The sequence below is a fragment of the Bacillus sp. FJAT-29937 genome (assembly GCF_001509555.1).
GTDB lineage: Bacteria > Bacillota > Bacilli > Bacillales > Cytobacillaceae > Cytobacillus.
In genome coordinates, this window is the sequence record NZ_LMAS01000006.1 from 184,477 (window position 1) to 201,128 (window position 16,652).

Consider the following 16,652-nt stretch of genomic DNA (forward strand, 5'->3'; position numbering starts at 1 on the left):
GAGGACAATTCTTTATTTTGTCTAACGCCGAATTTTAATTGGGTGCCAGGCCACGCATGAGAAATTGAATGGTTAATTCAATTTCCTCTTCATCGTTCCATTGGGAATCTGGAAATAGGATGTATCTGCTGAAAAGGTAGCCAATAATGGTGGTAACCGTTAACCGAATGACCTGCTTGGGCAGGATCTCGATAATTTGGCCCTTATCCTGATAATATTCTGTTACCTTTATATAGCGGTCAAAGACCTTCTTGGCAATATGCTCGAAAAATTGCTCCTTCAGCTCAGGATGAAAAGGAATTTCCTGGATTAATATTTTTATGAGAGGCAGGTTTTTCTTTAAAAAGATCACGCGATTTTCAATCATCGCTCTAAGAAAATCTTCAAACCTCTCATATTTTGTATCCAGCACTTTATACAAGTCTTTGATAACAAAGGGAGCCAGTAATTTGGCCATAGTTGGAGCAACAATACCTAATAACAAATCTTTTTTTGTCTTATAGTGCCTGAAAATCGTACCTTCAGCGACCCCCGCTTTTTTCGCAATTTCACTCGTTGAGGTTGCTGCATAGCCTTTTTCAGAAAAAGATTCGATGGCCGCGATAATAATTTTTTTCTGCTTATCTGTTAACTCTTCTTCATTGTCGAAAAGTTGAGTAATCAATGAATCCTGTTCAGCGATGATTAACAACTCCTTTATGCATTTCATTATAAATGAACTTCAGATCGGAAAGGAAATAACTTACCGTACCTAAATCCTGCGGTATTTTCTTAATGCAGCCACATTAAGAGTCATAAATAGAAGGGAAAATCCCGCTAATATAAGCAAGTCCTGATAGATCATATCCCAGCCAAAGCCTCTGATCATCACATTTCTCAGCGCTTCATTCGCATAATAAAGAGGGGTCAATGGACCAATCCAGCTAAGCCACTTCGAAATGGTGTCAGGGTTAAATAAACCGGAAAAGAACAGCTGCGGAACAATCACAAGCGGAATAAATTGAATCATTTGCAGCTCATTATTGGCAAAGGATGATAGTAAAGTTCCCAATGTCAGGGCTGTTAGGGAAACGAGCAACGTAATGAGCAGAACATAGACGAAGGCGCCCTCCATCATCATGCCGAGTACATAGATGGAATACCAAGCAATGATCGTTGCTTGAATCACTGTAAATATACCGAAGCCGAAAACATAGCCAGCAACAATTTCCCATTTCCTAAGCGGACTTGATAATAGCCTTTCCAGTGTTCCTGTCGTTCTTTCACGCAAAAAGGAGACACCGGCAATAAGGAACACAAAGAAGAATACGAAATATCCTAAGAGAATCGGACCGTAGTAATCAAATTGCCCCATTTCACTAGAACCATATAAATAATGCATCTCAGCCGCCTTTTGTGGTCCGCCTTGCTGTAATGGCTCTAGTGCATCCTGCAGCCACTTCAATACAGAGCCGTTTGCACCCGGGTCACTTCCTTCAAGGAATACAGCAGGCTGCTGATTATCAAATAGGATATATCCATCCAATTTTTTATCTGCTAAGTCCTTCTCAGCTTCTTTAATTGAATCATATTGTGTAACCTCAGCATGATCTAAATCTAGCTGATCTGTTATTAGCTCAGGCACATCTACTAAACCAATTTTCGGCTCATAATCAGTTCCATTAAAAACTAAATAAAGCATCGAAAGGACAAGAATGGGGGCAAAAATTAATAGAGCCATTGTCCGTTTATCACGGATGATTTGGCGTAGAATTCGAATCACTAATGCGGTAACTCTCATCCTTCAGCACCTCCATACACTAGGAAAGCTCCTTCGATATTATGTGAATTCGTTTTTTCCTTCAATTCGTCAGGCGTGCCAACCGCAATGAGCTTTCCATCTCGGATCATGCCGAGCCGGTCACATTTCTCCGCCTCATCCATCACATGGGTTGTGACAATAATTGTTGTGCCCTCATCCTTTAACTTATAAAAAGCTTCCCAAATGCTCTTTCTTAAAACTGGATCAATGCCGACTGTCGGTTCGTCAAGAATAAGCAGCTTCGGCTGGTGTAATAGGGAAATAGCCAGCGAGAGGCGGCGTTTCATTCCGCCAGAGTAGGCGGAAACAAGCTTATTGACATGTTCAGATAGGGAGACGGTTTCCATGACTTCATGCATCCGCTGCTTTCGCTTTTCCCCTTTTAAACCGTAAAGGGCTGCGAAGAATTCAAGGTTTTCCTTGGCAGAAAGCTCTCCATATAGGGCATCCGATTGGGCCATATACCCAATTTTTTCAATGAGGTTGAGATTAGGCATTTTTTCTTGAAAAATAAAATTCTCTCCCTTAGTTGGCAGGTCAAGTCCGACCAGCTGTTTAACTAATGTTGTTTTTCCAGCGCCAGAAGGGCCAAGAAGGCCGAAAATCTCTCCCGAAGCAATCTCTAAGCTGATATTTTTCAGTACTTCGTGTTTACCAAAAGCTTTAGACACATGGCGAACTGAAACAATATTATTTTCCACTGTCGACACCTCTCTTTTAATAAGTGAGTAATCACTCATTATTAGTGTATGAAAAATACCGGAATTTGTAAAGTGAGTAATCACTCATTCCTTGTATTTTTTTAAGTATGTTTCTATCTACTAAACAGAAGAGGCACATTTTCTGAGTCCACCACACCCGTAAAATTATTTTTCTGTCCATGAACGGTGCCTCGCACTGATTTATCTCATATAGAGGAGCCCCTCAAATCCTTTGGTCAGTTTTAAAGGACACGAAATAGTGGGGTAATTCAAAAGATGTCCTATAAGCTGGTTTTAAAGGACACTCAATCGATACTTCAAATTTATTTATTGTAAAGTTTAAATCTTAATTAAATATTGAAAATGCATATTAGAGTGTGAAATTAATCACACTTAGCAATGAGTATTATAGATAGAATGTTAAGTAGAGTGACATGGAGGAGGTGTTTCGGTATGAGCAGTTCAATGCGTCAGTCTGATATTGAACATTTTTTAGAAAAAATTGAGATATTTAAAGATCTCCCAAAAGAATCTTACCAGCTACTTCATAAAAGAATTAGTAAAAAGCCTTATAAAAAAGGGGAAAAAGTGATTTCCGAATATGATAAGGCAGAAGGAATATTCTTTGTTCATTCAGGCATTGTCAAATTAACAAAGCAGGATGACCAAGGGAATGAGATGATCACTTGTATAAAGAAGAAGGGGGAGGTCTTCGCTGAGGCATGCTTATTTAATGAAGAGGGAACTTGCTATCCAGCAACCGCGACCATGATTCAGGACGGAGAAGTGTATTTTTTGAAAACAGAAGACTTGGAGCAAGAGTTTCTAGTTTCCCCGGAATTGGCGGTTCAGATGATTCGCTATATGAGTGTGCAGCTGCGTGATTTTACTTCGATTCTACGGGATGTTGCTTTACTGGATGTGTATATGAAAACGATTAGGGCATTAGAACGTTTAGCTGAAAAGTTTGGTGCCAATCATTGTAACCGAATGCATATCGAGCTTCCGATAACCGTACAAGAATTTTCAACCTTAGTTGGAACAACGAGAGAAAGTGTCAGCCGGGTATTTTCTAAACTCAAAAAGGATGGGCTTCTCGAAATTAGCGGGAAAAACATAATAATTACGGATTGGTGCCGCTTTTGCTCCCTTTTCCATCATAAGCTCTAATAGTTAATTCTAATAGAGTTATGTATAATAAAGGTACTTAAAAGGTGCAGAGGTGCTTTATCTATGGCAGATTTCCGTTCTAGTGTAATTATTCATAAGCCGGTTTCAGAAGTCTTTCATTACATGGCTAGCATGGAGAATGTTCCAGAACTCATGCCCAATGTCGTGAAAATGGAAAAACTCACAGAAGGACCGATTGGCAAAGGAACAAAGTTTAAGGAAAGCCGGTCCGTTCGAGGAAATACCGTTAATGCAGAAATTGAGCTTATTGAATATAAACAAGATCAAACCTTCGCAACGAGGGGCAATTCCAATGGCTTGATTACCGAGTATGTCTATGCCTTTCATGAGATTGAGGAAGGAACCCAGGTGGAGCTTGATGCCTTTGTAAAGACGAGCGGACTTAGGATGAAATTAACAAAGGGATTCATTGTTAAAATGATCAAAAGGGAAGACGGATTTCAGCTTGAGTATTTGAAGGAAATGCTTGAAGGCGGAAAAAGCGAGTAATAGCAAAAAAGGCAGTTTTTCTCAGTGATGCGAGGAAAACTGCTTTTTTTGCATGATTGGCCCTAGAACTTGTAGGTCCAAAAACGCTCGTTATGAAATCGGGCTACATACTCAGGGTCTTGGTTCTCCAGGTTTATCGCCATTTGGCTCACGACCAGCTGGGTTTGTGATACATGTGCTTTAATGGTGGCGAGCTTTTTATCAACAAAGGCGGATACATCATTGACGACATCAGCCTGGCCGATTTCCTCCTCACAATTATGGGAAAAGGCCACACAATGAACCTTTGGACGTTCTTCAGCAGGCATTTCTCTAACTGCCCGAATAACGGCTGCCCCTGTAGCATCATGGTCCGGATGAACGGCATAGCCTGGATAGAATGTGATGATTAAGGAAGGGTTCACATCTTTAATAATGGAGGCCATATGGGCAGCGACAACTTCCTCATTTTCAAATTCGATTGTTTTATCTCGATAGCCAAGCATTCTTAAATCCGTGATCCCTAGAATATTCGCAGCATCCTGTAATTCTTTTTTCCGAATCTGCGGCAAGGATTCTCTTGTGGCGAAAGGAGGATTTCCCATATTTCGGCCCATTTCTCCCAAGGTCAGGCAGGCATAAGTGACAGGAGTACCGCTATCGATATGGAGGGAAATCGTTCCAGATACACCAAATGCCTCATCATCTGGATGGGGGAATACGACTAGAACATGTCTTTCTTTTTCCATTGTGTTGTCTCCTTTCTATCTGTTTTTTCTTTTTAAAAACTAAATTGTTGTTGGATTTAGCAGAACTTGTCCTTGATGTACGAAGTAATCACCAGCGCAGAGAAATGAAGCCAACGACATTTACATTCTAGGTTGGAAGCAGATGCTCATGAATGTTCAACTTAAAAAGGTGATTCGCCAATTTGCAGCGCCACTGCGAGCTTGCCTTCAAAGTCATGTCCAGCTAGAAGGAGACGCCCCTTTTCATCGATTTCAAAATGGGTAATTCCCTCAGCATACACCCAGCCAAAACTCATTTTGAGCCCAACTCGATAAGGTCCTTTTCCTACCACTTTCCCATGCTCATATTGCAGGTGAGCATTTCGAATATAGGCCCCCGAAGAGAAAAAAGACTTATCGAAATGGGAAGCATAGGCCCCGTTCGTTGTTTCCAAATGAATATATACATCTTTTTGTGCAAAGCGGTCTATTTCCTTTTGCACCTGCTCAGGTTTAACAGCTTCCATAATGGGCCTCCTTTCCAATTTATATTATGGTTATTTAACAACATAGGTTTTGGTATTCATAGGGAGTATTTTGATGGTGAGTTTATGCAAAACGGGTACTATGAAAAGTTCATAAGTCTCGTTTTGGTGTGTCTTCAACCAAAACCCACACTATGAAAGGTTCATAAGTCTCGTTATGGTGTTTCTTCAAACAAAACCCGCACTATGAAAGGTTTATAAGTCTCGTTATGGTGTTTCTTCAAACAAAACCCGCACTATGAAAGGTTTATAAGTCTCGTTATGGTGTGTCACCAAAACAAAACGCGCACTATGAAAGGTTCATGAGTCTCGTTATGGTGTGTCACCAATCAAAACAGGCACTATGAAAGGTTCATAAGTCTTGTTTTGGTGTGTCTTCAACCAAAACGCGCACTATGAAAGGTTCATGATCCTCATTTCGGTGTGTCACCAATCAAAACGGCAACTATGAAAGACTCATGAACCGCGTAATTTAATTTTCCCCATTTATATTACTAAAAATAGGCACGAAATGCGAAATTAACGCTTTTAGGATGAAGATAAAGCTTGAACGAACCAAAGAATAGAGCCTTTTTGCAAAAAAACAGAGCCAAAAAGGCCCTGTAAAAATACAAAAAGAAACTTATTCTGCTGCTTCTGAACGTCCAGCGCCAAATTGACGGTATGCTCCATGCATAACTGGCCCAACATATTGATTTAATTTAAAGCCATGGTTGATAGCTGCCGTAACGAAATCCTTTGCTGTTTCAACAGCTTCCACAACCGTTTTGCCTTTCGCAAGCTCAGCTGCAATGGCTGACGCGAATGTGCAGCCTGCCCCATGTGTATAGGTTGTATTGACCAACTCAGATTCCAGAAGCTTAAATTCTTTTCCATCATAGAAAAGATCAACCGCTGTAGGATGGTTTAGCTTGCTGCCGCCTTTGATCACTACATATTTTGCCCCAAGCTCATGAATTTTCACAGCAGCTTCCTTCATATCATCCACTGTTTTGATTGGTCCTGTTTTTGCCAGCTGCCATGCTTCAAAAAGATTAGGTGTGACAACTGTTGCGCGAGGGACAAGAATGTTTCTTAACGCATCTGCTGTTTCAGGGTGAAGAACTTCATCTTCTCCTTTACAAACTAAAACTGGATCAATTACTACTTTATCTAGTTGATTCTCATCAATTGTTTTTGCAGCAAGCTCTACGATCTCGACTGAACCAAGCATACCTGTTTTCATTGCGGCGATTCCTGTTGAAAGAATCGTTTCTAGCTGAGTCTCTAAAGTTTCGATTGCTATCGGAAACACGTTATGGTTCCAATTATTTTTCGGATCCATCGTTACGATTGTAGTAAGAGCCGTCATTCCATATACGCCAAGCTCCTGGAATGTTTTAAGGTCAGCCTGAATTCCGGCGCCTCCGCTTGTGTCTGAACCAGCAATTGTTAGAACTTTTTTCATTGTCATGTGATACCTTCCTCCCAAAATCCAGGTTTCGATTTAATTAATTTATCCATTTTTAATTATAGCAATAATTACTTATTAGCTGAAACTTTATTGTTATAGGCTTTTATTTCCAGTTCATTTTCTCTATTATAAGCTTAGGTGATGAATAATGAGGAGAATTTTATATATAGAAGATGATTTGGAGATTGGCAGCTGGGTAAAAGGGGATTTAGAGCAAAGGGGATTTAAGGTTGAATGGTTAAAATCGGGTGATGGAGCTGAAAAAGTGGCATCAGAACATGACCTCGTTATATTAGATGTTATGCTGCCGGGACTTGATGGCTTTACAATTGGCCAGCGGTTGAAAAAAGATTCGCCGGAGATGCCGATATTAATGCTTTCGGCCCGAACGGCAGTGGAAGATAAACTGCACGGCCTTCAATTTGCTGATGATTACTTGACAAAGCCTTTTCATCCCGATGAATTGGCCGCACGAATTGAAGTGCTGTTGCGTAGATCAGGCATTTCCATTTCGAATGGGGTTAGCTTTGGTCATCTTATCGTTAATCTTTCTGAAAATCGTATCGTTGATCAACGTTCAGGAGAGGAAATCATTCTGACAGGGAAGCAATACCAGATTTTCATGCACTTTTTGAGGCACCCGAACCAGATTTTAACGAAGGAACAAATCTATGAAGCGGTTTGGGGAGAACCTTATATCGAAGGGGATAAGACGCTGATGGTTCATATCCGCTATCTCCGGGAAAAAATTGAAAAGATTCCAAGCTCGCCGGAAATCATTGAAACGATTAGAGGAATTGGCTACCGGGTGAAGCAATGAAACTAAAAAACTCGTTATTGAATCAATATTTATTAATTGTTTTATTTGCTATCATGATTTTGCCTAGCTCTTTTTTTATCATAACCATTGTATTCTATTCAAGTTTGCCAATGGAGGAGAAGCCGAATAAATATCAAAATGGCACTGATTTAGAGGCGATGTGGCATAAAGAAGCGCAAAGTCTGGCAGGGGCTACTGATGTACAAATCAATGAGAAACTCCAGGAGATTCGAAAGGAGTATGATAAAGCATCATTGTTTTGGGTAGATGAATTAGGGAAGACAAGATTGAAGCTCCCTGAGGATTTATCTGTTTTGGACTCATGGTCGCCAACTGAAACAATCGATTTTATGAAGAAAAACCGCGGAGAGAAGGCTGATCCTTTTACTGTTGTAGCGTTAATTGGTGCGGATAAAAATGAAGGTTTTATGGTTATGCAGGTGCCTCGGTCTGCCATGATGCCAACGGGACGGCTTCTTCAAGATCGATATAGTTTCCTAATCATACTCGCTGTTGTTACGATACTTGCGATTTTTATTTTTATCTCATGGATTTTCTTTTACAAAATTAGAAAGCGCCTTTTAAGACTTCGGCAGGCGATGTCGAGCCCGGCTGAAAATGGGATTCCCGATCCAATCAGTGTAGAGAAAAAGGATGAAATTGGGCAGCTGGAAGGTTCGTTTAATGAAATGATTCATCAGCTTGAAAGCAGCCGTCACCGTGAATTGGAGGAAGAAACCCTAAGAAGGCAGCTGATCGCCAATCTGTCTCATGATTTAAGAACCCCTCTTACTACGATAAGGGGGCATGCTTACAGTCTAAAGAAGGAGACGTTAAGTGAACAGGGGAAGGAATCTCTTGATTTGATTGATAATAAGATTGGGTATTTAAGCCAATTAATAGAAAACCTTCTTTCCTATACATTGTTAACAGCAGGAAAATACCCTTATGATCCAAAGAGGGTGGATATCGTTCGCCTAGTAAAAACTTCTTTTGCCGCCTGGTATCCTGTTTTTGAACATCTTCAATTTGAGATGAGCATTGATCTCCCTGAGAGGACCTTTTATTGGGAAATCGATTCGCAATGGCTGGAGCGGGTGTTGGATAACTTTTATCAGAATGTCCATCGGCATGCGAAGGAAGGGAAGTATATTGGGGTCAGGGCTGATACAGAGCTGGAGCAGATCATGATTGAAGACCGCGGCTCGGGAATGAGCGGGGAGTCCGCGGGGAAGGGCGCCGGCATCGGGCTTTCCATCGTGTCGCTCATGTTGAAGGATATGGGTCTTGAATGGATTGCGGAAACAGGAGAAACTGGAACGATTATTCGAATACAACGGAAAAATGGCGGGGCTGACTTGAGTTAAGTCAGCTTTTTTCTAATTGGCTGATAAAAATGGTCTGTCTGGGTGAACGTGCAAAAAAACGAGAAATCGAGCATAAGTTTGGAATATCGTGCAAAAAAGTTCGAAATCGTGCATAAGTGCAGATTATCGTGCAAAAAATTAGCAGTCACAGAAATATGGGCTGATCAGTCCGCTGATTTGGCTGAAAAACTTTAAAACTGTCTGAAAACTACCAAATCAAAGGGACAAATAACATATAAAAAATTTAAACCAATTTTAAACTTCACTACAACTTTGATTTAACCATGCCTCGTTAAGATTATTTATGAGGTGATCATAATGAGTGAATTTATTATTGAAACGAACCAGTTAACAAAGAAATTTAAGAACCGATATGCAGTAGAAACGGTGAATCTCCAAATTAAACAAGGAGAGGTTTATGGATTTCTAGGTCCAAATGGCGCTGGAAAAACAACGACCATCCGGATGCTTCTGGGATTAGCAAAACCATCATATGGCTCCATACGCATTTTTGGAAAGGATATGAAAAAGGAAAAGCTTTCTGTGTTAAAAAAAATAGGGTCATTAGTGGAGTATCCGTCTTACTATGGGCATTTAACAGCTTATGAGAATCTAGAAGCGATTCGTATTTTACTAGATGCTCCGAAATCCAGAATAGAAGAGGTTTTGCGCATTGTCCGTCTGTCAAAAGAAGCGAAGAGGCCAGTTAAGGGGTTTTCGCTTGGGATGAAGCAAAGGCTCGGAATTGCGGCTGCATTATTAGGAAATCCGGAATTGCTTATTTTAGACGAGCCGACAAATGGACTGGACCCTTCCGGCATTTTAGAAATCCGCGAATTAATCAAAAGCATGCCAAAAGAGCATGGCATGACCATCCTCGTATCGAGCCATTTGCTGTCCGAAATCGACCAAATGGCGACACAGGTAGGGATTATTTCAAAAGGGAAAATGATTTTTCAAGATTCAATCGAAACGTTAAGGCAAAGATCGCAAAGCAAAATTTCCTTAAAAGTAAATGACGCGGAACAGGCTTGGAGAATGCTTTTATCAAAAGGCATCCAGGCTGAAATGGAAAATCAGCAATTATATTTGCCGTATTCATCTGATGCGCATGTTTCTACTGTCATCCATGAGCTAGTAAACCATCGCTTTTCAGTATACCGAGTTCAGGAGGAGAAGAAATCACTGGAGGAAATTTTCCTGGAGCTGACGGGTGGGGAGGCGAGCTTGTAATGTTAAAAAGCCTCTTTTCTGACTTCATCAAAATAAAGCGAAAAATGATTTGGTTTCTTATATTTCTTGGGCCCTTTGGGGTTGTGGCGCTGGAAGCGGTCAACTTTGGTCTAAGATATGATTATTTAACAAAGCGCTATGAAGCGGATTTATGGGGAGGACTTATTGGGGAAGCGAGCTTGATGGCAATTCCGGCCCTTATGCTTGGGTTGACAATCATAGCCTCCATGATTGCGGGCATAGAGCATCAAACGAATGCCTGGAAGCAGCTGTTGGCATTGCCCATTTCAAAATTTCGTGCTTTTACAGGGAAATTTGTCATTACGGCAATTCTATTATTCTTGTCAAGTACCTTACTGATTATCGGGGTGATTATTCTAGGAATAATCTTGAAGTTTGGGACGGATATTCCGTATGTAAGCCTGCTAAAAATGGCTTATTTCACCTATTTCGCAGCGATGCCGTTTATTGCCTTCCAGCTTTGGCTGTCTATTATTATGAAAAATCAGGCAATCCCATTAACGATTGGGATTCTAAGTACCATTGTTTTAATGGGACCGTTTAATTTCCCTAATTGGCTTCCGTGGAACTGGCTTTATTTGAATGTTAGCTGGGGAACCCCGATTTACTCAGCACTGGCTGGATTGGGCCTAGGGATCGTTATTTACTTAATGGGCATGTTGGATTTTAGAAGAAAGGATGTGCAATAAATGGGAAGGGTTTTACGGTCGGAGTTTTTAAAGTTGCGGAAATCTTCCATTTGGCTGCTTATTTTTATAAGCCCGGTACTTGCGTCGTTAACGGGGCTAGGAGAAGTATCAAAGGATTTCCCTTCATTTAAATGGGAAATGACCTTAAGTATCATGGTATTTCTGCATGCTTTAATTTTTCTGCCTTTATTAACAGGTGTTTTTTCAGCCTTTGTATGCCGGTTTGAGCATGCGGGAGGGGGCTGGAAGCAGCTCTTGTCACTGCCTGTATCTAGGGGAAGTGTTTTCGTTGCGAAATTTATTATCGTTATGGGCTTGCTTGCTTTAACTCAAGTATTATTTGCCGGGGGACTCCTTTTAATTGGCCAGCTAAAGGGTTTTGAAGCAGCTATCCCATGGAAAATCATTGCGACTAGCGTAATCGGGGGCTGGGTTGCCTGTATGCCGCTCGCTGCCTTGCAGCTTTTTGTCTCAACTGCGTGGTCAAGCTTTGCAGCACCATTAGCTATTAATGTAATTTTCACATTGCCCAATATCCTAATCGTAAATTCAGAGAAGTTCGGTCCTTATTATCCGTGGGCACAGCCATTTCTGCTTATGATGCCTGGCTCAGGAGAAAGCTTTGGGGCACTTAATGTACCGCTTTTAACCTTGTTGATCGTTGTTATCGGTAGCTTGTTTTTGTTTTTTGCATCAGGCTTTGCCTATTTTCAAAGAAAAGAAATCTAGCATCCTTCTGATGGGGGATGTTTTTTTGGTATTTTCAGTAGTGAAGAATCAAACGGTCGGACTGATGACCGTTTGAAGGGGAAAAGAGGTGTGTCGGTCACCAAATGGTTGGACCGATGCCCGTGAGAGGGAAAAAAGGGATGTGTCGGTCACCAAACGGACGAACTGATGCCTGTGAGGTGGGAAAAAGAGATGTGGCGGTCACCAACCGGACGGACTGATGCCCGTGAGAAGGGAAAAAGGGATGTGGCGGTCACCAACCGGACGGACTGATGCCCGTGAGACGGAAAAAAGGACGGACGGACCACCAACTCTCTTGGTGCGGCCAAATCCAGTAAAAAGTATACTTCTCCTACATATTTTCTTTTTTGAATGGCAGGCAAAGGGTATACTTGGGAGAGGAGAAGTGAAGAGTGTTTAAAAAAGCTGAGCTAATGTGAAAAAAGCTTGGTGTATGACGGATAGGCAGGTGAGAACATGCAAACAACAGGGATTATCATGGCTGGCGGCCGGTCGAGCAGAATGGGGACGAATAAGGCGATGTTGCCGATTGGTGGTAAAACTGTGATCGAACGAATTGTGGTGGAGCTAAGTAAGATTGTCTCCAACATGGTGATTGTCACCAATGCGTTTGAGGACTATCAATTCCTAGGGCTCCCGATGGTCCAGGATCAATGGAAGGACATGGGGCCGTTGGCTGGAATTCATGCGGGATTAAGTGCCTCCAGTACTGAAAAAAATCTTGTCGTGGCGTGTGACATGCCGTTTATTTCTTCTCAGCTTGGAGGCATTTTGTTAACCCTTTTAGATGATTATCAAGTCGCTGTCCCTGATGTTTTAGGCCAGCTCCATCCATTATTTGCTGCCTACCGGAAGGACACTCTTGGAGGGATCCAGCAATCCCTGCAAAATAAAGAGCTGCGAATCAGGCAGTTTTTTAAACATACAAAGACGAAGTATGTTACAGAAGCATGTCTTCAGAAGCTTCACTACCATTATCAGGAGCAGCATTTCTTTAACATGAATCACCCAGATGATTTTGAAAGGGCTTTAAAAATAGAGGGGGATTCTAATAGGAAATAGAGGCATCCTCTTTGGAATCTGTCCGAAAATTTGGTATGTTGTTAGTAACAAACTTTAACGATAAATTGAGATAATAAATATGTTGTTGGGGAGGGGTTTACTTGAATTTTTACGAGATTGCTAAGGAGCCGATTGTCATTCAAGAGGTGATTGATAAAGTGGTCCAGCGTGAAGCGGGTGCGATTACGACCTTTATCGGCACCGTACGGGAATTAACTCATGGAAAAAAGACGTTATACTTAATTTATGAAGCCTATGAAGCGATGGCAGTTAAGAAGCTTGAACAAATTGGCGATGAAATAAAGGAGCGATGGAGCGGGGCTGAGGTCGCCATTACTCATCGTGTCGGGAAGCTAGATATTACGGATATAGCTGTTGTTATTGCGGTTTCAACTCCCCATCGTGCCGATGCATATGAAGCCAATCGATATGCAATTGAACGGATCAAGGAGATTGTTCCAATTTGGAAAAAGGAGCATTGGGAGGATGGAGAGGAATGGATCGGAAACCAGCTTGAAACGGTTGCCTATCCAAAAGGAAAACCGGAGGAGAGTGACTTACATGAATAAAATTTTGTTTTTTGCTCATTTGCGTGATGCTGTTGGGGAAGAATCTGTGCAGTTGAATGTGGGCGGCAAAACCGTTGCCGAGTTGAAACAGATCATCTCTGAAACATATAAGTCCGTTAATCTGGAAAATGTGATGACTGCTATTAATGAAGAATTTGCTTCAAATGAAGAGGTTATTCAAGCTGGGGATACTGTTGCGTTTATTCCTCCAGTCAGTGGAGGCTGATGTTCTATGGATGATCGATACTCCCGGCAGACTCTGTTTCCATTCATAGGGAAAGAGGGACAGGAGAAAATCCGTTCCAAGCATGTATTGATGATTGGAGCAGGTGCTTTAGGGTCAGGAAATGCTGATATTTTAACAAGAGCGGGCATTGGAAAGCTAACGATCGTTGACCGCGATTATGTGGAGGCAAGCAATCTGCAGCGGCAGCAGCTTTATACAGAGCAGGATGTCGAAGAGAAGCTTCCAAAGGCGGCAGCGGCTGCAAAACGTTTGAAAACCATTAATTCAGACGTTAACATTCAAGCTGTGATTGCTGATGCGAATCCGGAAATGATGGAGGAACTTGTTCAAGGAATAGATCTCATCATTGATGCAACAGATAATTTCGAAACAAGAATGATGATCAATGATATCTCACAAAAACATCATATCCCATGGATCTATGGGGGATGTGTGGGGAGCTTTGGCATGAGCCTCACCATTATCCCTGGAAAGACCCCTTGTTTGAATTGCCTGCTCAAAACCGTTCCTATCCAAGGGATGACTTGTGATACAGGCGGAATTATTGCACCTGCTGCTCAAATGGTCATTTCACACCAAACGGCAGAAGCTCTGAAAATTCTTGTGGAAGATTGGGACGCCGTTAGAACGTCCTTCGTCAGCTTCGATTTATGGAGAAATCAATATACGAGCATGAAGGTTTCGAAAGCAAAGGATATGGGCTGTTTATCGTGCGGGGAAGTGAGAACCTACCCGTATCTCGACAGTGAAAACATGATGAAATCTACGGTCCTTTGCGGAAGGGATACCGTGCAAATTCGTCCGCCAAACGTGCAGCAAATTCAGCTAGGGGATTTATCTCGTCAGTTGAAATCCCTTGGCTATCAAGTAAAGGGAAATCCTTATTTACTTTCGGTTGAAATGGAAGAGCAGCGTCTCGTTATTTTTAACGATGGCCGGGCGCTCATTCATGGCACGAAGGACTTATCACAAGCTAGAGCGATTTATCAGCGTTTGCTTGGATAAGGAACTATAAGCTAAGTTTAAATTCAGTACTAAAAAGATAGGTATAAGGGTTTAAAGGAGGGTCCTATTCTGTAGTGAGTAGGCCCTTTTTTAGTCTCTATTTTAGCGTTATCTACATCATTCGCCTTGTTTCACGTGGAACAGACAAGTTTTGGCAAAAGCCGCCCTTAAAAAGCAGTGTAATCGAAAATTCATTTGCTATCATGTATAATGTAGAATATTAATTTGGAGAATGAAAATGATGGCAAAGAGAGTGGATTGTTTTAAGTGTAAATATTTCTATGTAACGTGGGATCAAAGATTTCCTAAAGGCTGTAGAGCCTTTGAATTCAAAACAGCAAGGCTTCCATCCATGGAAGTTTTGCGCGCATCGGGGCAGCCGTGCATGCGTTTTGAAAGAAAGGGAGATAAGTAGGGCACACTTTCCTAGATTTTATAGGAAATTATTTGAATGCTAAGGAGTGATTGTGTTGAACATTACCGTCCAGCAGCTTTTAGGAAAGATGGAAAAGGAATTGAAGGAAGCAAAGGATAGTTCAACAACGGCAAGGCTGCGGGAAAGGATTCATGCGATTAAATCGTTATGCGAATTAATTCTTGACGAGCCGGCACAGGAGAATAGAGTATCTCCTTCAATAAGTTCTTACATGGCTCCAACTGTCCAGCCAGCTCAGCCGGCCGCCATTCAGCAGCCGAAGCGAATAGAAATGGATGACAGTGCTAATGGAGAATCGCTATTTGATTTTTAAATCAAGGGGCTATTAATGGAAGTCAGAATACAGATGTGAGGGAAGTTCAATGAAACTATTTATCATTATAGGGGCTTTAAATGCCTTTTTATCTGTGGCTTTAGGTGCATTTGGTGCCCATGGGCTTGAAAAAGTGGTGGAGCCAAAGTATCTGGAAATCTGGAAGACCGGTGTACAGTATCAAATGTTTCATGCTACAGGCCTTTTGGTTATCGGGGTATTGCTTGGTAAAATGCCGGCAAATGCTCTAATTTCCTGGTCAGGCTGGATGATGCTCATCGGGATTATTCTTTTCTCAGGGAGCTTATACGTGTTAGCTGTTACCCAAATTAGCGTCCTAGGTGCCATCACACCTTTAGGTGGGGTATCCTTCTTGGCGGCATGGGTACTATTAATTATAGCTGCTGTGAAGAATTTATAAGTGAAGACGAAAAGAAGCTTTGACCATGTTGTCAAAGCTTCTTTGGTTATGCGATTATCGTGGACTAAATTGCGATAACATTCCAGGTTGTGTGAATCCTGGGTACTCGTATTCAATTTCTTCGGAGAATGTCACATAATCTACATACACCATTGGGATTAAGAATCTCATGCCCGATTGAGGATCACTTATTATTACATGGTCTCTCCCAGCGGCTTCGATGATTCCTTCAAATTTTTTCGCATTCCACTCTCTATTATTTTCAAAAGTTGCATAAACGGTGACAAGCTTTCCTTTGTTTAAGCGGAGAATGTTCTCGATATAAGATTGCTCAATCGGAAGCATACCAGGTACCTGCGGGCCAGTTGTTTGTGGGGTCATTCCCATTGTTTGCGGAGGAAGCATTCCCCCAGCTGGCATCATCCCCATTGTTTGCTGCATTTGAGGCATGCTAGGCTGGACTCTCATTGAAGAGTTCTGCGCCTGTACCCCTGCTGTTGGCTGCTGATACCCATAATAAGGTGTTCCGTATGGATTGAAATTTGATTGACTCATTTTTTCCCCTCCCAAGCTTAAAATAATTCCGATAATATTAATAAAGCACCCCATTTTCAGAACACTTTCTGCCTTAATGAAAAATGGCGGTGTTGAGCGGAGCTATGTATCTCACTTAAATAGGTGAGCCCCCGCTCCATTTCCTTCATAAAAAAGAACCTTGAAGCATCGTAGATTTTTTTCCTCAAGAGAAGTGTGATCATAATTAATAGTTCGTCAGAAACTTTTCCTTATAAACGCCTTGAAGGAAGCTAGGCAAAAATCATTACAAGATTTG

20 protein-coding genes are annotated in these 16,652 nt (G+C 41.5%); 13 read left to right on the forward strand and 7 right to left on the reverse strand.

The features are described from left to right. Positions 1 to 34: 34 nt before the first annotated feature. From AR328_RS14500 to AR328_RS14510, 3 genes are read right to left on the reverse strand one after another with little or no spacing between them, the layout of a single operon-like run. A complete protein-coding gene (locus tag AR328_RS14500; RefSeq protein ID WP_442854456.1) occupies positions 35 to 709 on the reverse strand; it encodes a TetR/AcrR family transcriptional regulator in 675 nt (224 codons plus the stop codon). A 42-nt stretch (positions 710 to 751) separates the two neighbouring features. Further along, positions 752 to 1,780, reverse strand: coding sequence for an ABC transporter permease (locus AR328_RS14505; RefSeq protein WP_066296503.1), 1,029 nt, complete (start codon positions 1,778 to 1,780; stop codon positions 752 to 754). Then, positions 1,777 to 2,541 (reverse strand): ABC transporter ATP-binding protein, encoded by a 765-nt coding sequence (locus AR328_RS14510; RefSeq protein WP_191969063.1) that lies wholly within the window; start codon positions 2,539 to 2,541, stop codon positions 1,777 to 1,779. The genes AR328_RS14505 and AR328_RS14510 overlap by 4 nt, the downstream gene beginning before the upstream one ends. Positions 2,542 to 2,955: 414 nt before the next feature. On the opposite strand from AR328_RS14510, the gene AR328_RS14515 reads away from it, so the two are divergent. Together AR328_RS14515 and AR328_RS14520 are read left to right on the forward strand one after the other, a co-directional pair. After that, entirely contained in the window at positions 2,956 to 3,672 is a 717-nt protein-coding gene (locus AR328_RS14515) for a Crp/Fnr family transcriptional regulator (RefSeq protein ID WP_066296517.1), read from the forward strand. 63 nt (positions 3,673 to 3,735) lie between these two features. Then, positions 3,736 to 4,182 carry an SRPBCC family protein gene (locus AR328_RS14520; RefSeq protein WP_066296520.1) on the forward strand — a complete coding sequence of 149 codons (447 nt, stop codon included), beginning with the start codon at positions 3,736 to 3,738 and terminating at the stop codon, positions 4,180 to 4,182. A gap of 62 nt (positions 4,183 to 4,244) precedes the next feature. Here AR328_RS14520 and bshB2 read toward each other — a convergent pair whose 3' ends face one another. From bshB2 to pdxK, 3 genes are all read right to left on the reverse strand, one after another. Then, complete coding sequence (bshB2, locus tag AR328_RS14525) at positions 4,245 to 4,910, reverse strand: bacillithiol biosynthesis deacetylase BshB2 (protein ID WP_066296523.1); 666 nt, start codon at positions 4,908 to 4,910, stop codon at positions 4,245 to 4,247. A 161-nt stretch (positions 4,911 to 5,071) separates the two neighbouring features. Continuing rightward, entirely contained in the window at positions 5,072 to 5,416 is a 345-nt protein-coding gene (locus AR328_RS14530; RefSeq protein WP_066296527.1) for a YojF family protein, read from the reverse strand. A gap of 640 nt (positions 5,417 to 6,056) precedes the next feature. After that, on the reverse strand, positions 6,057 to 6,887 hold the full coding sequence (gene pdxK, locus AR328_RS14535; RefSeq protein WP_066296531.1) for a pyridoxine/pyridoxal/pyridoxamine kinase: 831 nt from the start codon (positions 6,885 to 6,887) through the stop codon (positions 6,057 to 6,059). A gap of 148 nt (positions 6,888 to 7,035) precedes the next feature. Here pdxK and AR328_RS14540 point away from each other — a divergent pair, with 148 nt between their 5' ends. The 11 genes from AR328_RS14540 (at position 7,036) to AR328_RS14595 (ending at position 15,820) form a co-directional block, all read left to right on the forward strand. Then, complete coding sequence (locus AR328_RS14540; RefSeq protein WP_066296539.1) at positions 7,036 to 7,707, forward strand: response regulator transcription factor; 672 nt, start codon at positions 7,036 to 7,038, stop codon at positions 7,705 to 7,707. Further along, complete coding sequence (locus tag AR328_RS14545; protein WP_066296541.1) at positions 7,704 to 9,074, forward strand: sensor histidine kinase; 1,371 nt, start codon at positions 7,704 to 7,706, stop codon at positions 9,072 to 9,074. The genes AR328_RS14540 and AR328_RS14545 overlap by 4 nt, the downstream gene beginning before the upstream one ends. Before the next feature lie 318 nt (positions 9,075 to 9,392). Then, positions 9,393 to 10,307: an ABC transporter ATP-binding protein gene (locus AR328_RS14550; protein WP_066296544.1), complete on the forward strand. Its 915-nt coding sequence runs from the start codon at positions 9,393 to 9,395 to the stop codon at positions 10,305 to 10,307. Next, a complete protein-coding gene (locus AR328_RS14555; protein WP_066296547.1) occupies positions 10,307 to 11,017 on the forward strand; it encodes an ABC transporter permease in 711 nt (236 codons plus the stop codon). The genes AR328_RS14550 and AR328_RS14555 overlap by 1 nt, the downstream gene beginning before the upstream one ends. Further along, positions 11,018 to 11,746, forward strand: coding sequence for an ABC transporter permease (locus tag AR328_RS14560; RefSeq protein ID WP_066296552.1), 729 nt, complete (start codon positions 11,018 to 11,020; stop codon positions 11,744 to 11,746). 477 nt (positions 11,747 to 12,223) lie between these two features. Next, positions 12,224 to 12,829, forward strand: coding sequence for a molybdenum cofactor guanylyltransferase (gene mobA / locus AR328_RS14565; RefSeq protein WP_066296556.1), 606 nt, complete (start codon positions 12,224 to 12,226; stop codon positions 12,827 to 12,829). 101 nt (positions 12,830 to 12,930) lie between these two features. Beyond that, positions 12,931 to 13,398: a molybdenum cofactor biosynthesis protein MoaE gene (locus tag AR328_RS14570; protein WP_066296562.1), complete on the forward strand. Its 468-nt coding sequence runs from the start codon at positions 12,931 to 12,933 to the stop codon at positions 13,396 to 13,398. Beyond that, positions 13,391 to 13,624 carry a molybdopterin converting factor subunit 1 gene (gene moaD / locus AR328_RS14575; protein ID WP_066296564.1) on the forward strand — a complete coding sequence of 78 codons (234 nt, stop codon included), beginning with the start codon at positions 13,391 to 13,393 and terminating at the stop codon, positions 13,622 to 13,624. The genes AR328_RS14570 and moaD overlap by 8 nt, the downstream gene beginning before the upstream one ends. A 6-nt stretch (positions 13,625 to 13,630) precedes the next feature. Then, complete coding sequence (locus AR328_RS14580) at positions 13,631 to 14,650, forward strand: MoeB/ThiF family adenylyltransferase (RefSeq protein ID WP_066296568.1); 1,020 nt, start codon at positions 13,631 to 13,633, stop codon at positions 14,648 to 14,650. A 467-nt stretch (positions 14,651 to 15,117) separates the two neighbouring features. Continuing rightward, a complete protein-coding gene (locus AR328_RS14590) occupies positions 15,118 to 15,399 on the forward strand; it encodes a YwdI family protein (protein WP_231734863.1) in 282 nt (93 codons plus the stop codon). A 49-nt stretch (positions 15,400 to 15,448) separates the two neighbouring features. After that, the gene (locus AR328_RS14595; RefSeq protein ID WP_066296575.1) at positions 15,449 to 15,820 is read left to right on the forward strand and encodes a DUF423 domain-containing protein; all 372 of its coding nucleotides are present in this window, start codon (positions 15,449 to 15,451) and stop codon (positions 15,818 to 15,820) included. A 54-nt stretch (positions 15,821 to 15,874) separates the two neighbouring features. Here the strand turns inward: AR328_RS14595 and gerQ are convergent, their stop codons facing one another. Further along, a complete protein-coding gene (gerQ, locus tag AR328_RS14600) occupies positions 15,875 to 16,375 on the reverse strand; it encodes a spore coat protein GerQ (protein ID WP_082677246.1) in 501 nt (166 codons plus the stop codon). Positions 16,376 to 16,652 lie beyond the last annotated feature (277 nt).

Coding starts and splice junctions, on each gene's coding strand:
- AR328_RS14520 (WP_066296520.1), top strand. CDS start 3,736: ATGGCAGATTTCCGTTCTAGTGTAATTATTCATAAGCCGGTTTCAGAA.
- AR328_RS14505 (WP_066296503.1), bottom strand. CDS start 1,780: ATGAGAGTTACCGCATTAGTGATTCGAATTCTACGCCAAATCATCCGT.
- pdxK (WP_066296531.1), bottom strand. CDS start 6,887: ATGACAATGAAAAAAGTTCTAACAATTGCTGGTTCAGACACAAGCGGA.
- bshB2 (WP_066296523.1), bottom strand. CDS start 4,910: ATGGAAAAAGAAAGACATGTTCTAGTCGTATTCCCCCATCCAGATGAT.
- moaD (WP_066296564.1), top strand. CDS start 13,391: ATGAATAAAATTTTGTTTTTTGCTCATTTGCGTGATGCTGTTGGGGAA.
- AR328_RS14530 (WP_066296527.1), bottom strand. CDS start 5,416: ATGGAAGCTGTTAAACCTGAGCAGGTGCAAAAGGAAATAGACCGCTTT.
- mobA (WP_066296556.1), top strand. CDS start 12,224: ATGCAAACAACAGGGATTATCATGGCTGGCGGCCGGTCGAGCAGAATG.
- gerQ (WP_082677246.1), bottom strand. CDS start 16,375: ATGAGTCAATCAAATTTCAATCCATACGGAACACCTTATTATGGGTAT.
- AR328_RS14580 (WP_066296568.1), top strand. CDS start 13,631: ATGGATGATCGATACTCCCGGCAGACTCTGTTTCCATTCATAGGGAAA.
- AR328_RS14555 (WP_066296547.1), top strand. CDS start 10,307: ATGTTAAAAAGCCTCTTTTCTGACTTCATCAAAATAAAGCGAAAAATG.
- AR328_RS14595 (WP_066296575.1), top strand. CDS start 15,449: ATGAAACTATTTATCATTATAGGGGCTTTAAATGCCTTTTTATCTGTG.
- AR328_RS14545 (WP_066296541.1), top strand. CDS start 7,704: ATGAAACTAAAAAACTCGTTATTGAATCAATATTTATTAATTGTTTTA.
- AR328_RS14515 (WP_066296517.1), top strand. CDS start 2,956: ATGAGCAGTTCAATGCGTCAGTCTGATATTGAACATTTTTTAGAAAAA.
- AR328_RS14510 (WP_191969063.1), bottom strand. CDS start 2,541: ATGAGTGATTACTCACTTATTAAAAGAGAGGTGTCGACAGTGGAAAAT.
- AR328_RS14550 (WP_066296544.1), top strand. CDS start 9,393: ATGAGTGAATTTATTATTGAAACGAACCAGTTAACAAAGAAATTTAAG.
- AR328_RS14540 (WP_066296539.1), top strand. CDS start 7,036: ATGAGGAGAATTTTATATATAGAAGATGATTTGGAGATTGGCAGCTGG.
- AR328_RS14560 (WP_066296552.1), top strand. CDS start 11,018: ATGGGAAGGGTTTTACGGTCGGAGTTTTTAAAGTTGCGGAAATCTTCC.
- AR328_RS14500 (WP_442854456.1), bottom strand. CDS start 709: ATGAAATGCATAAAGGAGTTGTTAATCATCGCTGAACAGGATTCATTG.